Origin of the sequence: Halalkalicoccus sp. NIPERK01 (assembly GCF_030287405.1) — an archaeon.
In the GTDB taxonomy this organism is placed as follows: Archaea; Halobacteriota; Halobacteria; order Halobacteriales; family Halalkalicoccaceae; genus Halalkalicoccus.
In genome coordinates, this window is the sequence record NZ_JASVVV010000001.1 from 632,511 (window position 1) to 654,768 (window position 22,258).

The 22,258-nt window shown below is 67.9% G+C and carries 25 protein-coding genes; 10 read left to right on the forward strand and 15 right to left on the reverse strand.

Annotated elements, in window-relative coordinates; all coding sequences use genetic code 11:
- Positions 1 to 33: 33 nt before the first annotated feature.
- The 3 genes from QRT08_RS03310 to QRT08_RS03320 are packed head-to-tail and all read right to left on the reverse strand — an operon-like array spanning position 34 to position 2,332.
- Positions 34 to 297, reverse strand: coding sequence for a lipoyl domain-containing protein (locus QRT08_RS03310; protein WP_286044424.1), 264 nt, complete (start codon positions 295 to 297; stop codon positions 34 to 36).
- Positions 294 to 1,319: an alpha-ketoacid dehydrogenase subunit beta gene (locus QRT08_RS03315; RefSeq protein WP_286044426.1), complete on the reverse strand. Its 1,026-nt coding sequence runs from the start codon at positions 1,317 to 1,319 to the stop codon at positions 294 to 296. Before QRT08_RS03315 ends, QRT08_RS03310 begins: the two co-directional genes overlap by 4 nt.
- Positions 1,319 to 2,332 (reverse strand): thiamine pyrophosphate-dependent dehydrogenase E1 component subunit alpha, encoded by a 1,014-nt coding sequence (locus QRT08_RS03320; RefSeq protein WP_369684817.1) that lies wholly within the window; start codon positions 2,330 to 2,332, stop codon positions 1,319 to 1,321. The genes QRT08_RS03315 and QRT08_RS03320 overlap by 1 nt, the downstream gene beginning before the upstream one ends.
- Positions 2,333 to 2,532: 200 nt before the next feature.
- On the opposite strand from QRT08_RS03320, the gene QRT08_RS03325 reads away from it, so the two are divergent.
- From QRT08_RS03325 to QRT08_RS03345, 5 genes are read left to right on the forward strand one after another with little or no spacing between them, the layout of a single operon-like run.
- Complete coding sequence (locus tag QRT08_RS03325) at positions 2,533 to 3,846, forward strand: ABC transporter substrate-binding protein (protein ID WP_286044429.1); 1,314 nt, start codon at positions 2,533 to 2,535, stop codon at positions 3,844 to 3,846.
- Positions 3,847 to 3,866: 20 nt separating this feature from the next.
- The gene (locus QRT08_RS03330) at positions 3,867 to 4,760 is read left to right on the forward strand and encodes a branched-chain amino acid ABC transporter permease (RefSeq protein WP_303650219.1); all 894 of its coding nucleotides are present in this window, start codon (positions 3,867 to 3,869) and stop codon (positions 4,758 to 4,760) included.
- Positions 4,757 to 5,947 carry a branched-chain amino acid ABC transporter permease gene (locus QRT08_RS03335; protein WP_286044432.1) on the forward strand — a complete coding sequence of 397 codons (1,191 nt, stop codon included), beginning with the start codon at positions 4,757 to 4,759 and terminating at the stop codon, positions 5,945 to 5,947. Before QRT08_RS03330 ends, QRT08_RS03335 begins: the two co-directional genes overlap by 4 nt.
- Positions 5,944 to 6,711, forward strand: a complete 768-nt coding sequence (locus QRT08_RS03340; RefSeq protein WP_286044433.1) for an ABC transporter ATP-binding protein — start codon at positions 5,944 to 5,946, stop codon at positions 6,709 to 6,711. Before QRT08_RS03335 ends, QRT08_RS03340 begins: the two co-directional genes overlap by 4 nt.
- Positions 6,708 to 7,424, forward strand: coding sequence for an ABC transporter ATP-binding protein (locus QRT08_RS03345; protein WP_286044435.1), 717 nt, complete (start codon positions 6,708 to 6,710; stop codon positions 7,422 to 7,424). The genes QRT08_RS03340 and QRT08_RS03345 overlap by 4 nt, the downstream gene beginning before the upstream one ends.
- 52 nt (positions 7,425 to 7,476) lie before the next feature.
- Here QRT08_RS03345 and QRT08_RS03350 read toward each other — a convergent pair whose 3' ends face one another.
- A complete protein-coding gene (locus QRT08_RS03350; RefSeq protein WP_286044437.1) occupies positions 7,477 to 7,629 on the reverse strand; it encodes a hypothetical protein in 153 nt (50 codons plus the stop codon).
- Between the two features lie 119 nt (positions 7,630 to 7,748).
- Here QRT08_RS03350 and dacZ point away from each other — a divergent pair, with 119 nt between their 5' ends.
- Positions 7,749 to 8,564, forward strand: a complete 816-nt coding sequence (gene dacZ, locus QRT08_RS03355) for a diadenylate cyclase DacZ (RefSeq protein ID WP_286044439.1) — start codon at positions 7,749 to 7,751, stop codon at positions 8,562 to 8,564.
- The gene (locus tag QRT08_RS03360) at positions 8,564 to 9,325 is read left to right on the forward strand and encodes a mechanosensitive ion channel domain-containing protein (protein WP_286044441.1); all 762 of its coding nucleotides are present in this window, start codon (positions 8,564 to 8,566) and stop codon (positions 9,323 to 9,325) included. The genes dacZ and QRT08_RS03360 overlap by 1 nt, the downstream gene beginning before the upstream one ends.
- On the opposite strand, the gene QRT08_RS03365 is transcribed toward QRT08_RS03360, so the two are convergent.
- From QRT08_RS03365 to purD, 6 genes are read right to left on the reverse strand one after another with little or no spacing between them, the layout of a single operon-like run.
- The gene (locus QRT08_RS03365) at positions 9,322 to 10,458 is read right to left on the reverse strand and encodes a CBS domain-containing protein (protein WP_286044443.1); all 1,137 of its coding nucleotides are present in this window, start codon (positions 10,456 to 10,458) and stop codon (positions 9,322 to 9,324) included. The two genes, QRT08_RS03360 and QRT08_RS03365, sit on opposite strands and share 4 nt — an antisense overlap.
- 55 nt (positions 10,459 to 10,513) lie before the next feature.
- Entirely contained in the window at positions 10,514 to 10,894 is a 381-nt protein-coding gene (locus QRT08_RS03370; protein ID WP_286044445.1) for a DUF2267 domain-containing protein, read from the reverse strand.
- A gap of 40 nt (positions 10,895 to 10,934) precedes the next feature.
- Complete coding sequence (locus QRT08_RS03375) at positions 10,935 to 11,444, reverse strand: acyltransferase (RefSeq protein WP_286044446.1); 510 nt, start codon at positions 11,442 to 11,444, stop codon at positions 10,935 to 10,937.
- A gap of 36 nt (positions 11,445 to 11,480) precedes the next feature.
- Positions 11,481 to 11,678, reverse strand: a complete 198-nt coding sequence (locus QRT08_RS03380) for a hypothetical protein (protein ID WP_286044448.1) — start codon at positions 11,676 to 11,678, stop codon at positions 11,481 to 11,483.
- A gap of 50 nt (positions 11,679 to 11,728) precedes the next feature.
- The gene (locus QRT08_RS03385; protein ID WP_286044449.1) at positions 11,729 to 13,240 is read right to left on the reverse strand and encodes an FAD-dependent oxidoreductase; all 1,512 of its coding nucleotides are present in this window, start codon (positions 13,238 to 13,240) and stop codon (positions 11,729 to 11,731) included.
- A 51-nt stretch (positions 13,241 to 13,291) separates the two neighbouring features.
- The gene (gene purD, locus QRT08_RS03390) at positions 13,292 to 14,602 is read right to left on the reverse strand and encodes a phosphoribosylamine--glycine ligase (protein ID WP_286044451.1); all 1,311 of its coding nucleotides are present in this window, start codon (positions 14,600 to 14,602) and stop codon (positions 13,292 to 13,294) included.
- 133 nt (positions 14,603 to 14,735) lie between these two features.
- On the opposite strand from purD, the gene QRT08_RS03395 reads away from it, so the two are divergent.
- A complete protein-coding gene (locus QRT08_RS03395; protein ID WP_286044453.1) occupies positions 14,736 to 15,911 on the forward strand; it encodes a mandelate racemase/muconate lactonizing enzyme family protein in 1,176 nt (391 codons plus the stop codon).
- Positions 15,912 to 15,961: 50 nt separating this feature from the next.
- On the opposite strand, the gene QRT08_RS03400 is transcribed toward QRT08_RS03395, so the two are convergent.
- Positions 15,962 to 17,350, reverse strand: a complete 1,389-nt coding sequence (locus QRT08_RS03400; protein ID WP_286044455.1) for a GntP family permease — start codon at positions 17,348 to 17,350, stop codon at positions 15,962 to 15,964.
- A gap of 111 nt (positions 17,351 to 17,461) precedes the next feature.
- Here QRT08_RS03400 and QRT08_RS03405 point away from each other — a divergent pair, with 111 nt between their 5' ends.
- Entirely contained in the window at positions 17,462 to 18,034 is a 573-nt protein-coding gene (locus tag QRT08_RS03405; RefSeq protein WP_286044457.1) for an NAD(P)/FAD-dependent oxidoreductase, read from the forward strand.
- A gap of 121 nt (positions 18,035 to 18,155) precedes the next feature.
- Here the strand turns inward: QRT08_RS03405 and QRT08_RS03410 are convergent, their stop codons facing one another.
- From QRT08_RS03410 to yciH, 3 genes are all read right to left on the reverse strand, one after another.
- Positions 18,156 to 18,515: a hypothetical protein gene (locus tag QRT08_RS03410; RefSeq protein ID WP_286044459.1), complete on the reverse strand. Its 360-nt coding sequence runs from the start codon at positions 18,513 to 18,515 to the stop codon at positions 18,156 to 18,158.
- Between the two features lie 109 nt (positions 18,516 to 18,624).
- A complete protein-coding gene (locus QRT08_RS03415; RefSeq protein WP_286044460.1) occupies positions 18,625 to 19,368 on the reverse strand; it encodes an NRDE family protein in 744 nt (247 codons plus the stop codon).
- Positions 19,369 to 19,371: 3 nt separating this feature from the next.
- Positions 19,372 to 19,680, reverse strand: coding sequence for a stress response translation initiation inhibitor YciH (gene yciH / locus QRT08_RS03420; protein WP_286044461.1), 309 nt, complete (start codon positions 19,678 to 19,680; stop codon positions 19,372 to 19,374).
- Between the two features lie 71 nt (positions 19,681 to 19,751).
- Here yciH and QRT08_RS03425 point away from each other — a divergent pair, with 71 nt between their 5' ends.
- A complete protein-coding gene (locus QRT08_RS03425; RefSeq protein WP_286044463.1) occupies positions 19,752 to 21,863 on the forward strand; it encodes a thioredoxin domain-containing protein in 2,112 nt (703 codons plus the stop codon).
- On the opposite strand, the gene QRT08_RS03430 is transcribed toward QRT08_RS03425, so the two are convergent.
- A complete protein-coding gene (locus QRT08_RS03430; RefSeq protein WP_286044464.1) occupies positions 21,860 to 22,249 on the reverse strand; it encodes a YbbN family protein in 390 nt (129 codons plus the stop codon). The two genes, QRT08_RS03425 and QRT08_RS03430, sit on opposite strands and share 4 nt — an antisense overlap.
- Between the last annotated feature and the right edge of the window lie 9 nt (positions 22,250 to 22,258).

Sequence of the window (22,258 nt, forward strand, 5' to 3'; positions counted from 1 at the left end):
GGCTTTCGCGGAGAGACTACCGACTCGACGGGCTCACTCGGGGTCGATCCACCCGAGCGTCGCGCCGCGCGTACACTCCGCGTCCTCCTCGAGGACGATCTCGACGAGTTCGCCCGCGACCGGCGCCGGCACGTCGACGTCGACCTTCTCGATCTGGATCTCGCAGACGGCCTCGCCCTCGGTGACGACCCGCCCCTCGCGTGCGAACCAGTTGACGACGACGCCCTCCTCCTCGTCGACGTCGTCGGGCCAGACGGCGGCGGCCTCGACGGCCACGCGGTCGTCGCTCGCGCTCATTTTGAGTCGGCGTTTCGGACGGCGGTCTCGATGTCCTCGACGCCCGGGATGACCTCGTCCTCCATCGGGCGCGCGTACGGGATCGGCACGTCCGGGACGGCGACGCGCTCGACGGCCTCCAGATCCGAGAGCGACCCCTCGGCCACGCGGGCGATAATCTCGCCGGTCACGCCGAACGAGCGGTAGTCCTCGTCGACGACGACCAGCCGACCCGTCTTCGCGACCGACTCCCGAATCGTTTCGGTGTCGAGGGGCACGAGCGAACGCAGGTCGATTATTTCGACGCTCGTCCCCTCGCCCGCGAGCGATTCGGCGGCCTCGAGCGCCCGGTGGACGTGCAGGCCCAGCGTGACGACGGTGACGTCCTCGCCCTCGCGCTTGATGTCGGCGCTCCCGAAGGGAATGGTGTACTCGTCCTCGGGGACCGGCGTCTTCGGGCCGTCGGGGGCGGGCATCCACCCGATCCCCATCAGGCGCTTGTGGAACAGGTAGACCACCGGGTCGTCGTCGCGGATCGCGTTGTGCATCAGCCCCTTTGCGTCGTAGGCCGTCGAGGGGACGACCACCTTCATCCCCGCCATATGGGCGAAGGTGCCGTAGAGCGTCTGGGAGTGCTGGGCGGCGTCGTTGTACGTTCCACCCACTGCTGCGGTCAGTACCATCGGGACGTTCACCGCCCCGCCGCTCATGTAGGTGTTCTTGGCCATCCCGTTGTAGATCTGGTCCATCGCGACGCCGAAGAAGTCGACGAACATCAGTTCGGCGATCGGGCGCATCCCCTGCTGGGCGGCGCCGACGGCCGCACCGAGGTAGGCCGTCTCGCTGATCGGCACGTCCATGATCCGGTCGTGGCCGAACTCTGAGAGCAGGCCCTCGGTCGAGTCGAAGATGCCGCCGTAGTCGGCGACGTCCTCGCCCATGTAGAAGACCTCCTCGTCCTCGCGCATCTCGTGGGCGATGGCCTCGACCATCGCGCGGCTCATCGTCAGTTCGCGCTCGACCCGTTGTTCCTGCTGTGCCATCAGTCGTCACCTCCTGCAAGGTCGAAGTCGGGTTCACTCTCCGTCACGCCCGAGGGCGGGTTGACGAAGACGTCCTCGTGGGCCGCCTCGGGGTCGGGTTGGGGCTGGTCCTTGGCCCACTCGATCGCCGCGTCGACGCGCTCGTGTGCTCGCTCGCGTATCTCGTCGAGCGCCTCGTCGTCGACGCCCCGGTCCCGCAGGTCGGCGGCGAGGCGTTCGATCGAGTCGCGATTCTGTGCGGCCTCGCTGTCCTCGTCGGGCCGGTAGCTCTGGGGATCGCCCATGAAGTGGCCCATCCGTCTGTGGACCTGCACCTCCAGCAGCGTCGGGCCGTTGCCGTCCCGGGCACGCCCGATCGCCTCCCGTGCGGCGTCGTACACCGCGACGGCGTCGTCGTGGTCGACGCGGACGCCCGGCAGGTCGAACCCGTCGGCGCGCCGCGAGCCGTCGGCGACGTCGGTCACCCGCCCCTTGGGCATGCTGATCGCCCAGTCGTTGTCCTCGATCACGAAGACGACGGGCAGGTCGTGGACCGCCGCGAGGTTCAGCGATTCGAGAAAGGCGCCCTGACTGATCGCGCCCTCGCCGAGAAACGCGACCGCCACGCCGTCGGTGTTTCGCCGCTTCGCGGCGAGTCCCGCCCCGACCGCCGGTGGACAGCCCTGGGCGATGATGCCGCTGCAGGCGAACCCGACGTCGGGGTCGAACAGGTGCATGTGCCCGCCCTTTCCCTTGCTCAGCCCCGTCTCCCGGCCGAATATCTCGGCGGTCATCCGCTCCAAGTCGACGCCCTTCGCGATGGCGACGTGGTGGGGTCGATGTGGCGCCGTCACCACGTCGTCCTCGCGGAGGTGCCGACAGACCCCGGCCGCGGCGGCTTCGTGGCCGGCCGCGAGGTGTAACTCCCCGGGGATCGGCCCCGCAGAGATGTCGAACGCGGGCTGTTTTCCCTCCAGGTACTCCTCCTGGAGGCGCTCCTCGTAGTATCGGGCCGTCACCATGTCCTCGAACATGGCCTGTAGTGCGGTATCGTCTACCATTGTCGGTCCCGGTACAGGAATCGTTCACGAACGACCTATAGCTATCGTTGGGGGAAGGGGAGCACAGCAGCGGGTATTCCACCGTCGAACTCCGAGGTACCGTCCGGTCTACGGACCCGAAAGACGGACGCAATATTTATGTTATGTGTTCACAATGCCCTACTCGCTTAACAATGATCGAGGATTCGGTACGAAAGGATACAACTGATGGAGGAGGCCGCGCCACCGGTTTCGATCGTCGGACGTTCCTGAAGACGGCGGCGACCGGGGCGGGACTAACGGCGGTCGCCGGCTGTCTCGGGGGCGGGGACGACGAGGGGACGATCACGCTCGGGGCGCTCTACATCTTCTCGGGGTTCGCCTCGCTCTACGGGGACGAGGCCGAGCGCGGGTTCGAACTGGCGGTCGACGAGATCAACAACGACGGCGGCATCGACGGCCAGGACGTCGAGGTGATCTCCCGCGATACGGAGGCCGACGCCGACACGGCGATCCGCCAGATGACGAGTCTGATCGAGGAGGAGCGCGTCGACGGGCTGTTCGGGCTCGACAGCAGCGGCGTCGCACAGGCGATCGCCCCCCAGATCGCGCAGTACCGGATACCGCTGATGGTCACGCACGCGGCGACGCCGTTTCTGACCTCGCCGGAGGGCGAACACGAGAACTCGGTCGGGAACGACTACGTCTTCCGGAACAGCAACACCGTCGCCCACGACATGTACGGGGCCGCCCAGGTCGCCTCGGAACTCGACGCCACCACGTGGGCGACGATCGGGCCGGACTACGCGTTCGGCTACGAAACGTGGGACTACTTCCAGGCGTTCGCCGAGGGCCTCGGGGTCGACGCGGAGTTCGTCACCGCCCAGTTCCCGGCGCTCGAAACCAACGACTACTCGCCGTACATCAGCGCTGTGATGGACGCGGGGCCGGACGCCGTGGTCACACCGCTGTGGGGCGCGGACCTGACGACGTTCGTCGGGCAGGCGGAGGGCGCGGGCTGGTTCGACCGGATCGACTACACCCTCTTCAGCGTCGGGATGGGGACGGACCTGCCCGCGGACGGCTCGCCCCTCCCGGAGGGCCAGTACGCCTCCACCCGCTACGACCCGTTCGTCCCGGACAGCGAGGAGAACAACACGTTCCGGGAGACCTACGTCGGGGAGTACGACACCCTGCCGACGTACAACGCCGAGGGGGCGTATCGCGCCCTCTATCTGTACAAGGCGGCGATCGAGGAGGCCGGCTCCACGGAGGCGGATTCGCTCGTCGAGACGTTCGACGGGATGGAACACACGGGCGCGGTCGGGCAGTACCGGTTCAACGAGGAGACGAACCAGGCGACGGTGCCGGCGATCTGGGGGCAGATCGGGTACGCCGACGAGTGGGAGAGCAACGTGCTCGGCCCGGTCGAGGTCTACGACGCCACGCCCGAGGACCTCCGCGGCACGCTCGAGGCCGCCGGTTCCGACCTCCCCCCGGGGGTGTGACGATCGTCCACGCTGCCGCGATGGGCGCGACGAGCGTGCTCCCGTTCATCGGCGTCTCGGACCTCGTCATCGGCCTCAGCCTCGGGAGCCGGCTGTTCCTGATCGCCGTCGGGTTGAGCCTTATCTTCGGCGTTCTCGGCGTCCTCAACTTCGCACACGGGGCGTTCTACATGGTCGGCGCGTACGTCACGCTCGGCGTGACGAATCAGGTGATCGGCAACTTCTGGATCGCCGTCCTCGTCGGCGGGGTGGCCGTCGGGCTGCTCGGCGTCCTCATCGAGGTCGGGACGATCAGGCCGCTGTACGGCCGCATCGAGGACGAACTCGATCAGCTGATCGTCACGTTCGGGTTCGTCCTCGTCATCCACGAGGGCGTCCGGTTCGTCTGGGGCTCCCAGCCGTACTCGATGGGCGCGCCGGCCTCGCTGGCGTTCCCGGTGTCGATCGGCGGCAGCACGTTCGGCGCCTACCGGCTGTTCGTGATCGGGGCCGCGTTCGTCGTGATGGGCGGCCTGTGGGTGTTCATCACGAGGACCTACTTCGGATCGCTCGTTCGGGGGACCTCCTCGGACCGGGAGATGGCGTCGATGCTGGGCGTCGACGTGCCCCGGCTGTACACGGCGGTGTTCTTCCTCGGGAGCTTCCTCGCGGGCCTCGGCGGCGCGCTCGCCGCGCCGCTGCAGTCGGTCAGCCCGGCGCTCGGCGATCAGGTCATCATCGACGCGTTCATCATCGTCGTCATCGGCGGCCTCGGGTCGCTGTCGGGCGCGTTCGTCGGGGCGATGTTCGTCGGGATCCTCCAGAGCATCGGCCCGCAGTTCATCGCCGCCGGCCACATCGCGATCCCGTTTCTCGCGATGGTACTGGTGTTGGTGTTCCGCCCCGAGGGGCTGTTCGGGGGGATCGGCGAATGAGCACGCAGGACGAATCCACCGGCTCCCGGATCGGCGCGTTCGGGCGGGAGGCCGTCCGCAACGGCTGGACCAGGGAGCGGTTCGTCCTCCTGGGCCTGCTCGGTCTGGTGGTGGTGTCGTTCGGGCCGCCGTTCCAGGTCTATCTGTTCACCGAGTTCCTGATAATCGCGCTGTTCGCCCTCGCGTTCAACCTGCTGTACGGCTACACCGGGTTGCTCTCGTTCGGCCACGCGCTGTTCTACGCGGGCGGGTCGTACGGGTTCGCGATCGTCCTGCGGGACGCCGGGCCGTCCATCGTCGACGCCGTCGGCAGCGGCCTCGCACCACTGGTAACGTTCGCCGTCGGCGGGGTCGTGGGCGTGCTCGTCGTCGTCCTGCTTGCGGTCCCGGTCGGCTGGCTGTCCGTCCGCCTCGAGGAGATCTACTTCGCGTTGATCACGCTCGCGTTCGGGATGCTCGGCTACTCCGTTATCATCCAGGACCCCGGCGGGTTGACCAACGGGACCGACGGCGTCATCGTCCTCCTCGGCATCGCCGAGGTCGCCGGGGCCGAGGTCATGCTCGGCGATCGCCGGACGTACTACTACCTGACGGCGACGGTCGTGATCGCCTCGATCTACGCGATCTGGCGGGTCGTCCACTCGCCGTTCGGGACGATCTGCAAGTCGATCCGCGAGAGCCCGGACCGGGCGGCCGCCCTCGGCGTCGACGTCACCCGCCACCGCTGGATGACGTTCGTCATCTCGGCGGCCTTCGTCGCCGTCGCGGGCGTGCTGACGGCCGGTCTCTCCAGCGTCGCCTCGCCCTATCACTCCCACTGGACGACGAGCGCGATCCCCGTCGTCGCCACCGTCATCGGTGGCGCGACCTACTTCGCCGGACCCGTCGTCGGCGCGTTCGTCTACCTCTACGTCCGGTGGGGGATCAGCCGCTATCCCGCCCTCGAGGCCTACTGGGAGTTCTTCTTCGGCGTCATGCTCATCGTCGTCGTGCTCTACTTCAAGCAGGGGGCCGCCGGCGGCCTGGTCCTGGTTCACGCCTGGCTCCTCGAAGCGCGTTCGGAGTACGAACGCGGCGGCGCGGGCGCCGTGGCAACGTTCGCCCGCGAGTCGATCGCCGCGAGGCTCCGGGCGGCGCGAGAGCGCGTCACCTCGAGCGGGGACGCCCCCGAGGGAGGGACGCGATGACGACCGTCCTCGAGACCGAACGGCTCCGCAAGCAGTTCGGGGACCTGGTCGCCGTCGACGACGTCTCGCTCGCCATCGAGGAGGACGACGTCACCAGCATCATCGGCCCGAACGGCGCGGGCAAGACGACGTTCTACAACCTGCTGACTGGCGTCCTCGCGCCGACGGCGGGGTCGATCCGCCTCCGAACGGACGGCGAACTCCGGGACATCACCGACGCCCCGCCCCACGAGGTCGCGCGGAGCGGACTCTCCCGATCGTACCAGATCACGAACGTGTTCGACGGGTTGACCGTCCGAGAGAACGTGCAGGTGGCCCGAATCGCCCACGACGGGCGGACGTTCGACCTCCGATCGCGGACGGCGGCCGACGAGGCGCTCAACGAGGACGTCGACGGGTTGCTCGAACTCACCAACCTCGCGGAGTTGGCGGAGACGCGCTGTGACGAACTCAGCCACGGCGAGAAACGCAACGTCGAGATCGCGCTGGCGCTCGCGATCGAGCCGACGGTCTTCCTGCTCGACGAGCCGACCGCGGGGATGAACCCGACCGAGACGCGGGAGGTCGTCTCGCTCATCAGACGGCTGAACGACGACATCGACGCGACGTTCGTCGTCACGGAACACGACATGGACGTCGTCACCGGCGTCTCCGACCGGATCGTCGTCCTCGCGGAGGGGGCCGTGTTGGCCGACGGAGAGCCCCGGGAGGTACTGTCGGACGAACGCGTGACGGAGGCCTATCTCGGGAGTGAGACCGTATGACCGTCCTCGAACTGACCGACGTCGACACGTACTACGGGAACAGCCACGTCCTCCACGGCGTCTCGCTCGACCTCGCGGAGGGCGAGGTCGTGGCGCTGCTCGGACGCAACGGGGCCGGGAAGACGACGACGATGCGCTCGATCATGGGCGTGACGCCCCCGCGGCGGGGCACCATCACCTACCGTGGCGAGGGCCTCGTCGGCCTGTCGCCGAACGAGATCAACGCTCGCGGGATCGGGCTGGTTCCCGAGGACCGCCGCGTGTTCCCGACGCTGACCGTCCACGAGAACGTCGTCCTCGCGCACAAACTCGCGGCCGACCCGCGTCCGGTCGAGGAGATGTACGACCTGTTCCCGGTCCTCGACGACCTCCGGACGAGTCGGGCACGGAACCTGAGCGGCGGCGAACAGCAGATGCTCTCGGTCGCCCGCGCGCTCGTCCAACGGCCGTCGCTGTTGTTGCTCGACGAACCGACCGAGGGGCTCGCCCCGGTCATCGTCGACGACCTCCAGGCGATGCTTCACGACGTCGTCTCGCAGGACGTGACCGTGTTGCTGTCCGAACAGAACGTACACTTCGCGTTCGATCTGGCGACCCGCGGGTACGTCATCGATACAGGGTCGATCGTCTTCGAGGGGTCGATCGAGGACCTCCGGGAGCGCGACGACCTCCTCGAACAGTACCTCGCCGTCACCCCGGAGGAGGTGGCCTGATACCGCTAGCCAGGTCGGCGATCGATCCCGATCCGCGCGCCTCGCCGCCCCGTCAGTTCTCGCTCGTTTTCGACCCACTCAGCGCCTTCTTCAGATAGTAATAGCCCCCGAGGGCGATCAGCGTCGTGGCGATCGCGCCGGGAACGCCGTATCTCTTGTACCCGAACGATGCGGCCTTCTTGACGATCGCGAGCAGGGCGACCATGGGACACCTTCGCCCGAGCGGGCCAAAAGCGTTCGGCAGGCACGTACTCGTCAGCCACCCATCGGACGGGCTGAAGCGTGCCACAACGCTTTTCGCGCGCGCTGAGTGAGTTATCGCCAATGGACATCGTCTCCGAGTTGCTCTCCGGTATCGTCGAGAATGCCGATGCGGTCGCGCTCTTTTCGCCCACGGGATCGCTGTACGATCGGTTCGTCGAAAGCGAGACCGACCTCGACGTGATCGTCGTCGATACCGAGAACGCGGTCGACGCGGGCACGTTCGTCGAGATCCCGCTCGATTTCTCGGACATCGAGGACCTCGTCCGGTTCGGGATCGGCGCGGCCGTCGGCGACGGCTACGTCGAGGAGGGCGACGTCGTCGTCTGTGCGACGAGCGTCTTCGAGGACGAGATCGACACCGTCTCGCGGGTGCGCGCCGAGGAGTCGGTCCACTCGGAGCTCTACGACCTGTTCGTCAACTCGCGGGCCGAACCGGGCGTCATCCGGAGCGTCCTCGAGGTCGCGATCGACCTCGGGAAGAAGGGACAGAAGGGAAAGCCGGTGGGCGCGCTGTTCGTTGTCGGCGACGCGGGCAACGTGATGAACAAGTCCCGTCCCCTCTCGTACAACCCCTTCGAGAAGTCCCACGTCCACGTCGGCGACCCGATCGTCAACGTGATGCTCAAGGAGTTCTCGCGGCTCGACGGCGCGTTCGTCATCAGCGACTCGGGCAAGATCGTTTCGGCCTACCGGTATCTCGAACCCGACGCGAAGGGGATCGACATCCCGAAGGGACTGGGCGCGCGCCACATGGCCGGCGGGGCGATCACGCGCGATACGAACGCCACCTCGATCGTCCTCTCCGAGAGCGACGGGCTGGTCCGGGCGTTCAAGGGCGGGAAACTCGTCCTCGAAATCGATCCGGAGGAGTATTGATGCAGGTATCGGTCCTGCGCGAACCGCTGGTTCTCGCACTGGCCGTGTTCGTCGGGGTCGTCGTCCTCGGGTACGTCTTCGGTCAGCTGATGAAACAGGTCCTGACGGCGATCGGCGTCGGCGAACTCGTCGAGGGGACCGCCTTCGAGCGCACCGCCCAGGGGCTGGGTAGCTCGACCGTCTCGGTCGTCTCGCGGCTGAGTTCGTGGTTCCTCTACGGCGTCGGCCTCATGCTCGCGCTCTACGTCGCGGGCGTGCTCGACGTGAGCGAGCTGTTCGCCGAAGTCACCTGGCTGCTCCCGCGGGCGTTCATCGCGCTGTTCGTGGTCATCGCCGGCATCGTCGCCGGCGACAAGGTCGACGTGCTGATCGACGAGCGCCTTCGAGGGGTGAAGTTCCCCGAGGTCGGCCTCGTCGGCACGGTCGCCAAGTACAGCGTCATCTACGTCGCGGTCCTCATCGCCATGGGCCAACTCGGTATCGCCACCAACGCCCTGCTCGTCCTGCTCGCGGTCTACGTCTTCGGACTGGTCTTCCTCATCGGGGTCGCGGGCCGAGACCTGCTGGCCTCGGGCGCGGCCGGGCTGTACCTGTTCTTGAACCAGCCCTACGGGATCGGCGACCGGGTGACGATCGGCGAGCGAACCGGCGTCGTCCAGGAGGTCGAACTGTTCGTCACCCGGATCGAGGACGACGGCACCGAGTACATCGTTCCCAATAGAGCGGTCTTCGAGGAGGGCGCGAGTCGGTCGCGCGACTAGAGTTCGCCCAGCTTCCGCAGGAGCTGTCCGCGGTACTCCTCGTCGCTCCGTTTGCCCTTCCTGTCCAGCACGTTGCGTTCGAGCGTCTCGAGCGCGAGCGAGAACGCCTCGTCGCCGCCGTAGCCCTCGCCCGTGCCGGCGATCTGTCCCTCGTTGGTCCGCATCCGGATCCCACACCGGTAGAGCGCCCGCCCACGGAGGCTCTCCTTGTGCTCCTTGAACCGGACGTGGACGTGGTGGACGTTCATGTTCCGGTGTTTGTCGCTGATCGCCCGGATGCGCCGGCCGACCTCCTCGCGCGAGGTCGAACGGAGCGCGTCGACGTTGGTGATCTGGACGTCCATCCCCTCCGCCTCGGTGTACGACAGCGCGCGCATCACGTCGGTCTTCGTGAGCACGCCCGCGACGCGCTCGTCGTACTCCGGCGAGACGATCAGCCCGTCGTAGCCGTACTCGAACATCGTGCGGACGGCCTCGGCGACGGTGTCCTCGAGGCCGGTCGTCTCGGCGGGCCGGCTCATCTCGTCGTAGACGGGGATGTCGAGCAGGGCGTCGCTATCGCCGCCGCGCGTCCCCTCGGTGGGGCGGTCGGCACTGCGCAGGACGAAGTCGACGATGTCCTTGGTCGTCACCATCCCGACGGGCCGCCCGTCCTCGACGATCGGCAGCCGCGAGACGCCGTGTTCGCGCAGCCTGTTGATCGTCGTCCCGAGGGTGGTGTCGGTCGAGATCGTCACCACGTCCTCGGTCATGATCTGGCGCACCTCCAGTACGTCGAGGTTCTCGAGGGTCGCCTCCAGAATGGCGTCCTGCGTGATCGCGCCCCACAGCTCCCCCTCGACGTAGACGGGGGCGATCCGCGTCTCGCTCTCGACGAGCTGGCGGGCGACGTCCCGGACGTCCGCGGTCCGATCGAACCGGGGGACGGCCTTCGCGAGGCGTTCGGCGGCGGTGTCGTCGTCGCGATGGGAGCGCAGCCACTCCCGGGGCGTGATGACGCCCTCGCACTCGCCGTCGCGGACGACGAACACGCCGTCGCGGTGCTCGTCCTCGAAGTACGGTTTGAGCTTCGCGATCCGCTCGTCGGGGTCGACCGCGACGTACTCGTCAGTCGCGACCTCGCTGATGTCCATGTGCGACGGTCGCCGCGCGTCGACAGTTAAAATATCGCTTTCGTTCGCCGGTCGCCTACGAGCCGGACGCGCCCCCGAACAGGTCGTCGTACTCGGCGGGGAACTGCTCGCGGACGTCGGTGAAGGCCTCGCCGGCCGCCTCCTCGAGGGCGTGAACCGTCGCCCGCGTGGCCCGAGTTGCGAGGTCCTCGTCGATCCCCGCCCGGCGTTCGACCCGGGTTCGGAACTCCTCGGGCCCGAAGTCCTCGCCCTCGTCGTCGGTGCCGATCGCGCCGGCGGGCTCGTCGGGCAATCGTTCGGCGATCTCCTCGCTCTCGCCCGGCGAGAGGCGTTCGGCGAACGTCTCGAGGACCGCGTCCGCGGCCGCCTCGGCCTCCTCGGCCGATTCGAGGTTCGCCTGCTGTCGGACGATCGTGTAGAACTCGGACGGTTCCATACCCAATCGTATCGGCGAGGCGCCCTTCAACCCGTGGCCGTCACTCGCCGGGATCGCGCACCTCCGCGGGAACGCCCGCGACCGTCGCGCCCGGGGGGACGTCCTCGATCACGAGCGAGTTGGCCGCCACGCGCGCCTCCGCTCCGATCTCGACGCCCGGGAGGACGACCGCGCCCGCGCCGACCATCGCCCGCTCGCCGACCACGACGGGCCCCGTCCGGTACTCGTCCTGGAGGAACTCGTGGCACAGCAGGGTCGCGTCGTAGCCGATGATCGCGTCATCCTCGACCGTGATGAGGTCGGGCCAGAAGACGTCGGGGGTGGATTCGAGCCCCCACGAGACGCCCTCGCCGACGGTCACGCCGATCCCCCCGAGCAGCCGGTTCTTCAGCCTGAGGCTCGGCGAATGGCGCGCCAGCACGATGGCGAGGTAGTTGAGCGCGACTCGGAGGGGGTGGCGCGCGTCGGGCCAGTGCCACAGCGAGTTCGCGCGGTCCGGGGTGGGGTGGCGGGTCACGCGGTCGTGGCGGGGCGGGGTCTCGTCGCTCACGGCCCCCCGTACGCCCGAGCGCCCCTTGAACTAGTGTTATTCGGGGTCGGTCTCGTCCTGCCCGAGCGCCTCCTCGTCCTCACCCTCTTCCTCGTCCTCGTGATCTTCCGCGTTCTCGTCCGTTTCGCCGCCGGCGCTTCGCTTCTCGTCGCCGCCGTCCTCGGTGCCGCCGTACTGTCCGTCCTCGTTTTTCACGTCGTCGCTGCCGTAGGCCGGATCGTCGTCCTCTCCCATGGTCGAACCCAGCGCGCCCGCGGCCGAAAGGGGTGGGCCGGCACGTGCAGTCACTTTTCACGCGCCCGTCGGCGCGGGAGGTCCTCGATCGCCGGCCCGTCGAGCACCCGCCCCCTGGGGGTGAAGCGCGAGCCGTGACACGGGCAGTCCCAACTGCCCTCGCCGTCGTTCCAGCGCACCACGCACTTCATGTGCGGACAGACCGCGGAGACGGCGTTCAACTCCCCCGACTCGGATCTGGAGACGGCGACCGGCCCGTCGTCGGTCCGCACGACCGTCCCGTCGCCGGCGCGGAGCGTCGCCTCCTCGTCGGCGAGAAGCGAGCGCGCCCAGTCGGCGGTGAACCGTGCGCCGACCTCGGCGTTGTGCGTCAGGAACGACGTCGCCGACTCTCCGGTGACCCGCGCGGGCGAGAACACCTCGGCCTGCGGGTGCTCGCCGTCGCGTATCAGCCCCGCGAGGATCCGCCCGGCCGCGACGCCGCCGGTCATCCCCCACCCGCCGAAGCCGGTGGCGACGTACGCGTTCTTCCCGACGGGCCCGAGTCGGCCGACGTATGGGATCGCGTCGAACGGTTTGTAGTCCTGCGTCGACCAGCGATACGCCACTTCTTCGACGTCGAACTGCTCGCGGGCGAACCCCTCCAGACGCTCGTAGCGCTCTCTCGTCGAGCCGCCCCGTCCCGTCTCGTGGTTCTCCCCGCCCACGAGGACGAGCGGTTCGCCGTCCAATCGGTGAACGCGGATCGACCGGTAGGGATCGCCCGCCTTGTAGTACATCCCCTCCGGGGGATCGCCCGCGACCCGCACCCCGACGACGTGCGAGCGCTTGGTCTTCATCCGCGCGAAGTAGCCCCCGCGGTCGAAGACCGGGAAGTGGGTCGCACAGACGACGTGCTCGGCGGTGACGGCTCCGGATTCGGTCTCGACCTCGCAGGGCTGGCCGACGTCGAGGTCGGTCGCGCGCGTCTCCTCGAACACCTCGCCGCCCTCCTCTTCGATCCGCTCGGCCAGTCCGAGGACGTACTTCCGGGGGTGGAACTGGCCCTGCTCGGTGAATCGGACCGCGCCCGCCGTCTCGTAGGGGAGGTCTACCGACTCGACGAACGCGGCGGGCAGTCCCAGCCGTTCGGCCGCCCGCGCCTCGTCGCGGACCTGCCTGCGCCCGTCCGAATCGTCGGCGTAGACGTACGCGGGCGCGCGCTCGAACTCGGCGTCGAAGCCCTCGCTTCGCTCCGCTACTTCCTCGAGGGCGTCCTGGTTCGCCTCGGCGTACTGGCGGGCGCGCTCCTCGCCCACGGTGTCGAGCAGGTGATCGTACTTCAGGCCGTGCTGGGAGGTGACCTTCGCGGTGGTGTGGCCCGTCACCGCCGCCCCGACCCGGTCGCGCTCGATCACCGCGACGTCGATCCCGTCCTCGGCGAGGTGTACGGCGGTGGAGAGCCCCGCGATGCCGGCACCGACGACCGCAACGTCGACGGTTCGGTCGCCGTCGAGCGCCGAAAATCGTGGGCCGTCGGTCGTCGCGAGCCACGGCGACTCGTCGCGTGCGTGATCGTCCATGCGACGTGACACCACGGGGATCCCCCTCGTCGTTATCCCTGCGTATGCCGGCTACTCGCCGCGGAGGTCGCTCATGTGGTCGATCCGCGAGCGGACCAGGTCCTCGGTGCCGATGTCGTGGCGGATCCGGACGCCCTCCTCGACCTCCGAGAGGGCGTCCTCGGCGATCTCCTCGGCCTGGGCGATGCTCTCGGCGATCCCCACGACGGCGAACGCGCGCGAGGTGGTGGTGTAGATACCCCCGTCGCGCTCGTCCACGCTCGCGTAGAAGAGGGCGGCCTCGGCGTTCCCGGTCGCCGCCCGCGCCACGCTCTCCTCGTCGACGGCGATCCGGGTCCCGCCCTGCGGGTCGACGGGGTAGCCCTCGGGGACGGCGTACTTACAGACGGTGGCACGGGGGGCGAACGACAGTTGGGGAAGCTCCTCGCCCTCGCGGGCGGCGACGAGCACGTCGAGGAAGTCCGTGTTCATCACCGGGAGGGTGTTCATCGCCTCGGGGTCGCCGAAGCGGGCGTTGAACTCGATCACTTTCACCCCGTCGGCGGTCAGCATGAACTGCCCGTAGAGAACACCGGTGTAGTCGCCCAGCGCCGCGACCGTCTCGTCGAGGATCGAAACCGCATCGCGGTAGTCGTCCTCGGTCATGAAGGGGAGTTCGAGGCCCGCGTCGCTGTACGAGCCCATTCCCCCCGTGTTCGGCCCCTCGTCGCCCTCGTAGGCGCGTTTGTGGTCCTGAACCGCCGGGGTCACTCTGAGCGAGCCGTTCGCGACGAGGCCCTGGACGGTGAACTCCTCGCCGACGAACCGCTCCTCGAGGACGATTCTCTCGTATTCCTCCTCGCGGAGGTACGCCTTCGCTTCCTCCTTGGTCACCTGATCGCCGATGACCTTCACGCCCTTTCCGCCCGTCAGTCCGGCGGGTTTCACGGCGAGGTCAGTAGTCGAGGAGTCGATGTACTCGCAGGCTTCCTCCGTGCTCTCGAACGTCTCGAACTCCGGACAGCCCGAGATGTCGTGCTCGCGCATGAACCGTCGCTGGTAGGCCTTGTCGGTCTCGATGCGCGCGGCCTCGGCGCTCGGTCCGAAGGGGAAGACGCCCGCCTCCGATAGGGCGTCGGCCACCCCCGCCTGCAGCGGCGCTTCGGGGCCGACCACGGCGAGGGTCGCGCCGACCTCCTCGGCGTAGGTCGTCACGGCGCTCGCGTTCGTGGCGTCGAGCGTCTCGAATCCCGCGGCGATCCGGGTGATCCCCGGGTTCCGGTTGCCCGCACACGCATAGAGGTCGCAGTCGCTTCCTTCGAGCGCCCGCGCGATGGCGTGTTCGCGCCCGCCGCCACCGACCAGCAGCACGGTCTCTGACATGGCTGAGAGACGCGCGGGCCGTGGGGTAAAGGTTGTCCTTCGACGGGCGGATGCGAGGGCGCGATACACGGCTCACCCGGTCCCCGTCCGTGCCCGGAGTTTTACTATCCCGGGTCCGATTGGCTACCCGAGCATGAAGGACGTAGCGATCACGGACGTCGAGACGTACATCGTCGCGAACCCCTGGAAACCCTGGGTGTTCGTCGAACTGGAGACGGACGCGGGCGTGACCGGCCTCGCCGAGGCGACGACCCACGACAAGCCTCGCACCGTCGCCGCCGCCATCGAGGAGATGTCGGACTACTTCGTCGGCCAGAACCCCTTCGACACCGAGCGGATCTGGCTCGAGATGTACCGCGACGAGTGGTTCTCGAAGAACGTCATCAACACCACCGTCTGTTCCGCGGTCGACATGGCCTGCTGGGACATCAAGGGCAAACTGCTGGACGAACCCGTCTACGACCTCTTAGGAGGGAAGGTCCACGGCGACCGCCTGCGCACGTACGCCAACGGCTGGTACACCGACGCCGAGGGCGAACCCGAGGGGTTCGCCGAGGCCGCAGAGCGCGTCGTCGCCGACGGCTACGACGCCATGAAGTTCGACCCCTTCGGAACCGCCTGGCAGCGCATGTCCAAGAAGGACCTCAACCACTCCGTCGAGATCGTTCGTGCGGTCCGGGAGGCCGTCGGCCCGGACGTCGACCTCCTGATCGAGTGTCACGGGCGCTTCACCGCCGGGCAGGCCGTCGATGTCGCCCGAAAGCTCGACGAGTTCGAGCCCACGTGGTTCGAGGAGCCCTGCCCGCCGGACTCGATCAACAGCCTCGCCGAGGTGGCCGACAAGTCGCCCATTCCGGTCGCGACCGGCGAGCGCCACATCTCGAAACACGACTTCTTCGAACTCGTGACCAGAACCGACGTGGACATCATCCAGCCCGACCTGATGAACACGGGCGGGCTCACCGAGGGCAAAAAGATCGCCGGCCTCGCGGAGGCGGATCACGTCAGCTTCGCGCCGCACAACCCGCAGGGCCCGGTCGCGTCGGCGATCTACGCCCACCTCTGTACGACGGTACCGAACTTCATGATCCAGGAGCTGTTCCAGACCTACGACGTCGAGTGGGTCGACGACCTCCTCACGGAGCCGCTGGTCGTCGAGGACGGCTTCATGGAGGTGCCCGACGGTCCCGGCTTCGGCATCGAACTCGACCACGACGTCGTCGAGGAGCACGCCTACACCGGGGAGGGGGTCCACACGATCAACCTCTTCGAGAAGGACTGGGAGAAACGCGAAGTCGACATGCGATAACCTGGACTGCGAAACCGCTTCCGGTTTTTAGATACGGACTTCCGACCTCCTCAGGCGAGCGGAAGGACCGTCGCGAAGATGAGCGAGGTGATCAGACCGACGACCCCGATCAGTATCGTCGACACGGTCCAGGTTTTGAGCGTCTCAGCCTGTGTGAGCCCCCCGATCTCCTTGACGATCCAGAAGCCGCTGTCGTTGTACCACGAAAGGAACGAGGCACCCGCGCCGATCACCATCACCATGTAGGCGGGATTGGCCGCCAACTGGTCCGTGAACGGGGCCATGATACCGGCCGTGGTGACGATCGCGACCGTCGCCGATCCCTGGACGACGCGCACGCCGGCGGCGATTATCCACGCCGTCACGAGAATCCCGAATCCGACGTTCTCCAGCGCACCGGCGATGTACTCGCCCGCGCCCGCCGCGGCGAGCATCGCACCGAAGGCGCCACCGGCGGCGGTGATCGCGGCGATGTTACCGCCGCTCTTGAGCGCCTCTGTGAGTTCGTCCGAGAACGTCTCCGAGGAGAGGTCGCTCATGCGGTAGAACGTGAACGCCGCCACCAGCGCGGCGACCGTCAGCGAGAAGTTCGGATCGCCGAAGAATCCCGTGAAGGCCGCCGGTGCGCTCTCCTCGCCGACGAACGTCTCGACGCCCGTGTTCGCGGCCACGAGAACGACCGCAAGCAGGATCGGGAGCAGCGACTCGAACAGACCCGGAAGGGCGCTGGTCGGCGTGTTGACCTTCTCCTCGAGTTCGTCGACCGAGGTTCCCATCGCGTCGCGCAGCGGGATGTCCATCCGGCGATTGATCCAGTAGCCGTATCCGAGACCGGCGACGAGCGCGGTCGGGATCCCGACGAGGATCCCGATAATGATCGTAGTCCCGAGGTTGGCGCCGAGTTCGCCCGCCGCGAGGAGCGGGCCGGGCGTCGGCGGAACGAACCCGTGCGTGACCACGCCGGCGCCCCCCACGGCGACGATGAACAGCGCGTAGTTCCCGCCCGTCCGGGATCGGGCCGCCCGCGCGAGGGGTGCGAGCAGGTAGAAGACGTTGTCAAAGAAGACGGGTATCGCGATCACGAAACTGCTCCCGAACAGCGATAGCTCGGTCCGATCCTGTCCGACGACCGAACTAAACCCGCGGACGATGCGATCAGCGGCCCCGCTTTCGATCATCGATTTTCCGATGACCGCCGCCATGAGGATCGGGATCCCGATCCCGGCCATGTTCTCACCGAACGCGGTGGCGAACTCGCCGGGGATATCGGCGAACGCGACCTCCGGCGTGACAATGCCGACGACGAGTCCTGCGACGACGAGCGCGATGAACGGCGGCAAGTCAAGGACGACTAGCAACAGGACGATCGCTACGATTCCAGCCAGGAGCGAAACAAGGGGACCCTGCCCCCCCAACTGCAGTATGGTAGTATCGAACATTCCATTTGCTACCAATGAAAAGATCCATTTAATAGTTACTCAGTACATCTGGTACTTATCTATCGATCGCCGCCCAGTAGGCTTATTGACGGTCTCCCCGTCTGGAATCGCATGAGCGACGTAGCGATCGTCGGCGGCGGTCCGGCGGGGCTGAGCGCGGCGCTGTTCGCCGCGAAAAACGGGCTCGACACCGTGGTGTTCGACACGGACGGGACGTGGATGTACAAGGCACACCTGTTCAACTACCTCGGGGTCCGGAGCATCGGGGGAAGCGAGTTCATGGCGATCGCCCGCGGCCAGACCGAGGACCGCGGCGCGGACCTGCGCGAGGAGGAGGTCTCCAGGGTCGAACCGACCGACGAGGGCTTTACCGTCACCACCGACGAGGACGAGTACGACGCGCGGTACGTCGTCCTCGCGACCGGCGCGAAGCGCGACCTCGCGGAGGAACTGGGCTGTGAGACCACCGACGAGGGGACGATCGACGTCGGCCTCGACATGGAGACGAGCGTCGGGGACGCCTACGCGACGGGGGCGATGGTCCGCGCCGAGGAGTGGCAGGCGATCATCTCCGCGGGCGACGGCGGGGCGGCCGCCCTCTCGATCCTCACGAAGGAGAAGGGCGAGCACTTCCACGACTTCGATACGCCCGGGGACGTGCCGAGCCTCCGGGCGGAGGAGTGATCGGGACGCCTCCCACCGTCGGCTGTAACTCTCCGAGCGTGACTCGTGGTGAACTGGCCGACGTCATCGGTAGCTCGGCCGCGCGTTCCCTGCGGTGATTACGCACTTACGGCCGACGGTATCAGGCGCCCGGGATCCCGACCGCGGAGGCCGAGACGAGCCCGATTCCGGCGAGCACGTAGAGGACGGCCCCCGCGACGAGCCACGCGACGATCCCGATCAGGGCCGCCGTCCCCCACCCGCCCGAATGGCGGACGTTGATCACGCCGATCCACGCGAGGAGCGCCAGCAGCGCGCCGACGAGCGGGATCCCGCCGAGGACGAGGCTCACGATCCCCCACGCCAGCGCGCCCAACAGCGCGGTGAGGGCCGCACCCCCGAACCCGATGGCTTCGTTAGTCGCGAGGCTGACACCGACGTAGATCCCGAGGCTCCCGACCAGCAGGCTGATCAGGAACACGATCACGGTATCGAGTACCATACTCATAGATCGGTTTGTGGGCTGATAAGAACGCTGCCTGCTTCTCCCGCCCGATTACTACCGCTCCCGTGACGACTCCGCCACCACGGACCTCCTCGCCGATCCACGTTTAGAAGACGTGTCGATCCACCGGTTCGTACTCGGTCTCGCAGGGCGGCCCGTCGGCGAACCGGTACTCGACGCCCTCGGCGTTCACCCGGATCAGCGACGACGAGCGCGTCCCGTAGCTATCGGCGTGAACGCAGAAGCCGTAGTCGTGATCCCGCAGGATCTCGGCCGCTCGGCCGTGCCACTCCCCCGAACGCTCGCCGGGGTCGGGTTGGAGCGCCTCGCGCGCCCGCCGGGCGTTTTCGGCCTGTCGTTCGCCGAACGCCGAACGCGAGGCAGGGACCTCGAAGTCGCCGTCCGCGCCGACGTTGACGACGACGTGGACGCCGGGGTCGACGTTCCTTACCCGAAGTCCGCCGTCCCACTCCAGCAGGATCGCCGCGTTCTCGTCGATCAGCGCGAGGTTGAACCCGTCGTACTCGACTTCCCTCACGGACCGCTCGACGAACCGGGCGGCGTCCTCGGCCGATTCGCGTTCGAGGGCCTCTCCGACGAGCAGGCCCCGCGAGCGCTCGGCGGCCAGTTCGTCGTCGATCCAGCGGTTCGTGATCACCGCCGTCACTCCGAAGGCGTTGTACCCGATCCACGTCCCACCGGCCTGCTCGTCCCAGGGGGCGATCACGCGCGGGTTCTCGCTGTAGAGTCCGGGCGGGTGGGAGGGGCGTCCGATCGCTTCGTCACGATTCGCCGCGATCACCACGGGAGCGTCCTCGAAAACCTGCCACGCGAAGAGGAGGGTACACACGCCTCAGGCCACCTCGAACCCGCGTTCGCGCAGGAGGTCCGGCACCCGTTTCGCGTGATCGCCCTGGAGTTCGATTCGCCCCTCCTCGACGGTGCCGCCGACCGCGAGCGCGCGTTTGAGTTCCGAGGCGAGTTCCTTCAGATCGATCGCCCGCGGGTCCAGCCCCCCGACGATCGTCACCGGTTTGCCGTAGCGCCTGGATTCGACGCGGACCGTCGCGCGCTGATCCGCCCGTGCCAGATCGTCGTCGATTCCCAGTTCGTCGGGGAGCCCCGAGACCGATCCCAGCCCGTCGTCCCTCCTCTCGTCCATGCGTATGGTACGGCGTCGGACCACATAGCCCTGTGGCCACGTTTACCTGCCGTGACCTCCTATCGCGATCCATGAGCACGATCGACCGGAACCGGCTCGGCGAGGAGGAGAGCCCGTACCTCCGACAGCACGCCGACAACCCGGTGCACTGGCAGCCCTGGGACGAGGCGGCGCTCGACGCCGCCGAGGATCGCGACGTGCCGATCTTCCTCTCGGTGGGGTACTCGGCGTGTCACTGGTGTCACGTCATGGAGGAGGAGAGCTTCGAGGACGAGGAAATAGCGAGGAAGCTCAACGAGGGGTTCGTCCCGATCAAGGTCGACCGGGAGGAACGCCCCGACCTCGACAGCATCTACCAGACGATCTGCCAACTCGTGACCCGACGGGGCGGCTGGCCGCTGTCGGTGTGGCTCACGCCCGACGGCCGGCCCTTCTACGTGGGGACGTACTTCCCGCGCGAGTCCCGACAGGGGATGCCCGGATTCGGCGACCTGCTGGAGAACATCACGGAGAGCTGGGAGACCGACAGGGACGAAATCGAGAACCGGGCGGACCAGTGGACCCGCGCGATCACCGACCAGTTGGAGGAGGTTCCTGAAGCAGGCACGCGCCCCGAGGGCGTGCTGATCGAGGCCGCGGACGCCGCCCTGCGGGGTGCTGATCGCGAGCACGGCGGGTTCGGGGAGAGCGGACCGAAGTTCCCCCAGCCCGCCCGACTGGAGGTCCTCCTGCGCGCGCACGACCGCACCGGACGGCGACCCTACGGCGAGGTCGTGCGCGAGACGCTCGACGCGATGAGTAGTCGAGGGATGTACGACCACCTCGGCGGCGGCTTCCACCGCTACGCCACCGACCGCGAGTGGGTCGTCCCGCACTTCGAGAAGATGCTCTACGACAACGCCGAACTCCCCCGAACCTATCTGGCGGGCTATCAGGCCACGGGTGAGGAACGCTACGCGAAGGTCGTCCGCGAGACCCTCGCGTTCGTCGACCGGGAACTCGGGCATTCGAAGGGGGGGTTCTACAGCACGCTCGACGCCCAGAGCGAGGACCCCGAGACGGGCGAACGCGAGGAGGGCGCCTTTTACGTCTGGACGCCCGAGGAGGTCCACGAGGTCCTCAACGAGGAGGCCGCCGAACTGTTCTGTGAGCGCTACGGGGTCCGCTCGAAAGGAAACTTCGAGGGGAGGACGGTGTTGACGCTCTCGCGGAGCGTCGGGTCGCTGGCCGAGGAGTACGGCATGGACGAGGGCGAGGTCGAGAAGCGACTCGACGAGGCCCGAAGGGGGCTGTTCGAGGCCCGCGAGGAACGCCCGCGGCCGCGCCGGGACGAGAAGGTGCTCGCGGGCTGGAACGGCCTGATGGTCTCGGCGTTCGCCGAGGCCGGTTTGACCCTCGACGAGGCGTACGCCGAGCGCGCCGTCTCGGCCCTCGAATTCGTCCGCGAACACCTCTGGGACGCGGAGGGGAAACGGCTCTCGCGGCGGTTCAAGGACGGAGAGGTGAAGATCGACGGCTACCTCGAGGACTACGCCTTCCTCGCTCGCGGGGCGTTCGACACCTACCAGGCGACCGGCGAACTCGAACACCTGACGTTCGCCCTCGACCTCGCGCGGGCGATCGAGCGGGAGTTCTGGGACGCGGATCGGGAGACGCTGTACTTCACGCCCGAGGCGGGCGAGGAACTCGTCGCCCGCCCGCAGGAACTGGGCGACCAGTCGACCCCGTCGAGCCTGGGCGTCGCCTGCGACGTCCTCCTTTCCCTCTCGCACTTCGCCGACGCCGATTTCGAGGGGATCGTCGAACGCGTTCTCGCCCGGCACGGCGACCGGATTCGGGGGAATCCGCTCGAACACGCGACGCTCGCGCTGGTCGCCGATCGCTTCGAGAACGGGTCGCTCGAACTGACGGTCGCCGCCGAGGAGGTCCCGGAGGAGTGGCGCGAGAGCATAGGAGATGCCTATCTTCCCGGGCGGATCCTCGCGCGGCGGCCGCCGACCGAGGACGGATTGGAGGAGTGGCTCGACGAGTTGGAACTCGACGAAGCGCCGCCGATCTGGGCGAAACGGGAGAGTAAGGGAGAGCCGACCGCCTACGTCTGTCGGTCGTTCACCTGCTCGCCGCCGGTCACGGGGATCGAGGAGGCCCTGGAGTGGGCCGCCGACCTCGACCCCGCGAGTTAGGCGGAGGCTTCGAGTTCGCGCAGCTGTTCCGCGAGGAACGAGACCGCCGGGATCGGCTCGCTCTCGACGAACCGAGCGACCTCCTCGCCGTCACGCTCGACGATCACCGTCGGGATGTACTCGATGCCGTACTCCTCGACCTTCGGACCCTTCTTTGACCCGTCCTCGCGCTTCTCGACGGGGTACTCGTGGATTCGCTCGTCGGGGATCCCCGCCGCGTCGAGGGCCGCACCCAGATCGGGCAGTACCGCCCGGCAGTCGCCACACCAGTCGCCGCCCCACACTCTGATGGTGAGGTCCTCGGCGTGTCGTCTGAAGGGTTCGAGTTCGGCCTCGTGTGCCTTCGGGTCCCACGTCGGGTTCGGACGCATCGTTTCGAGAGTCATGGCGGGGCG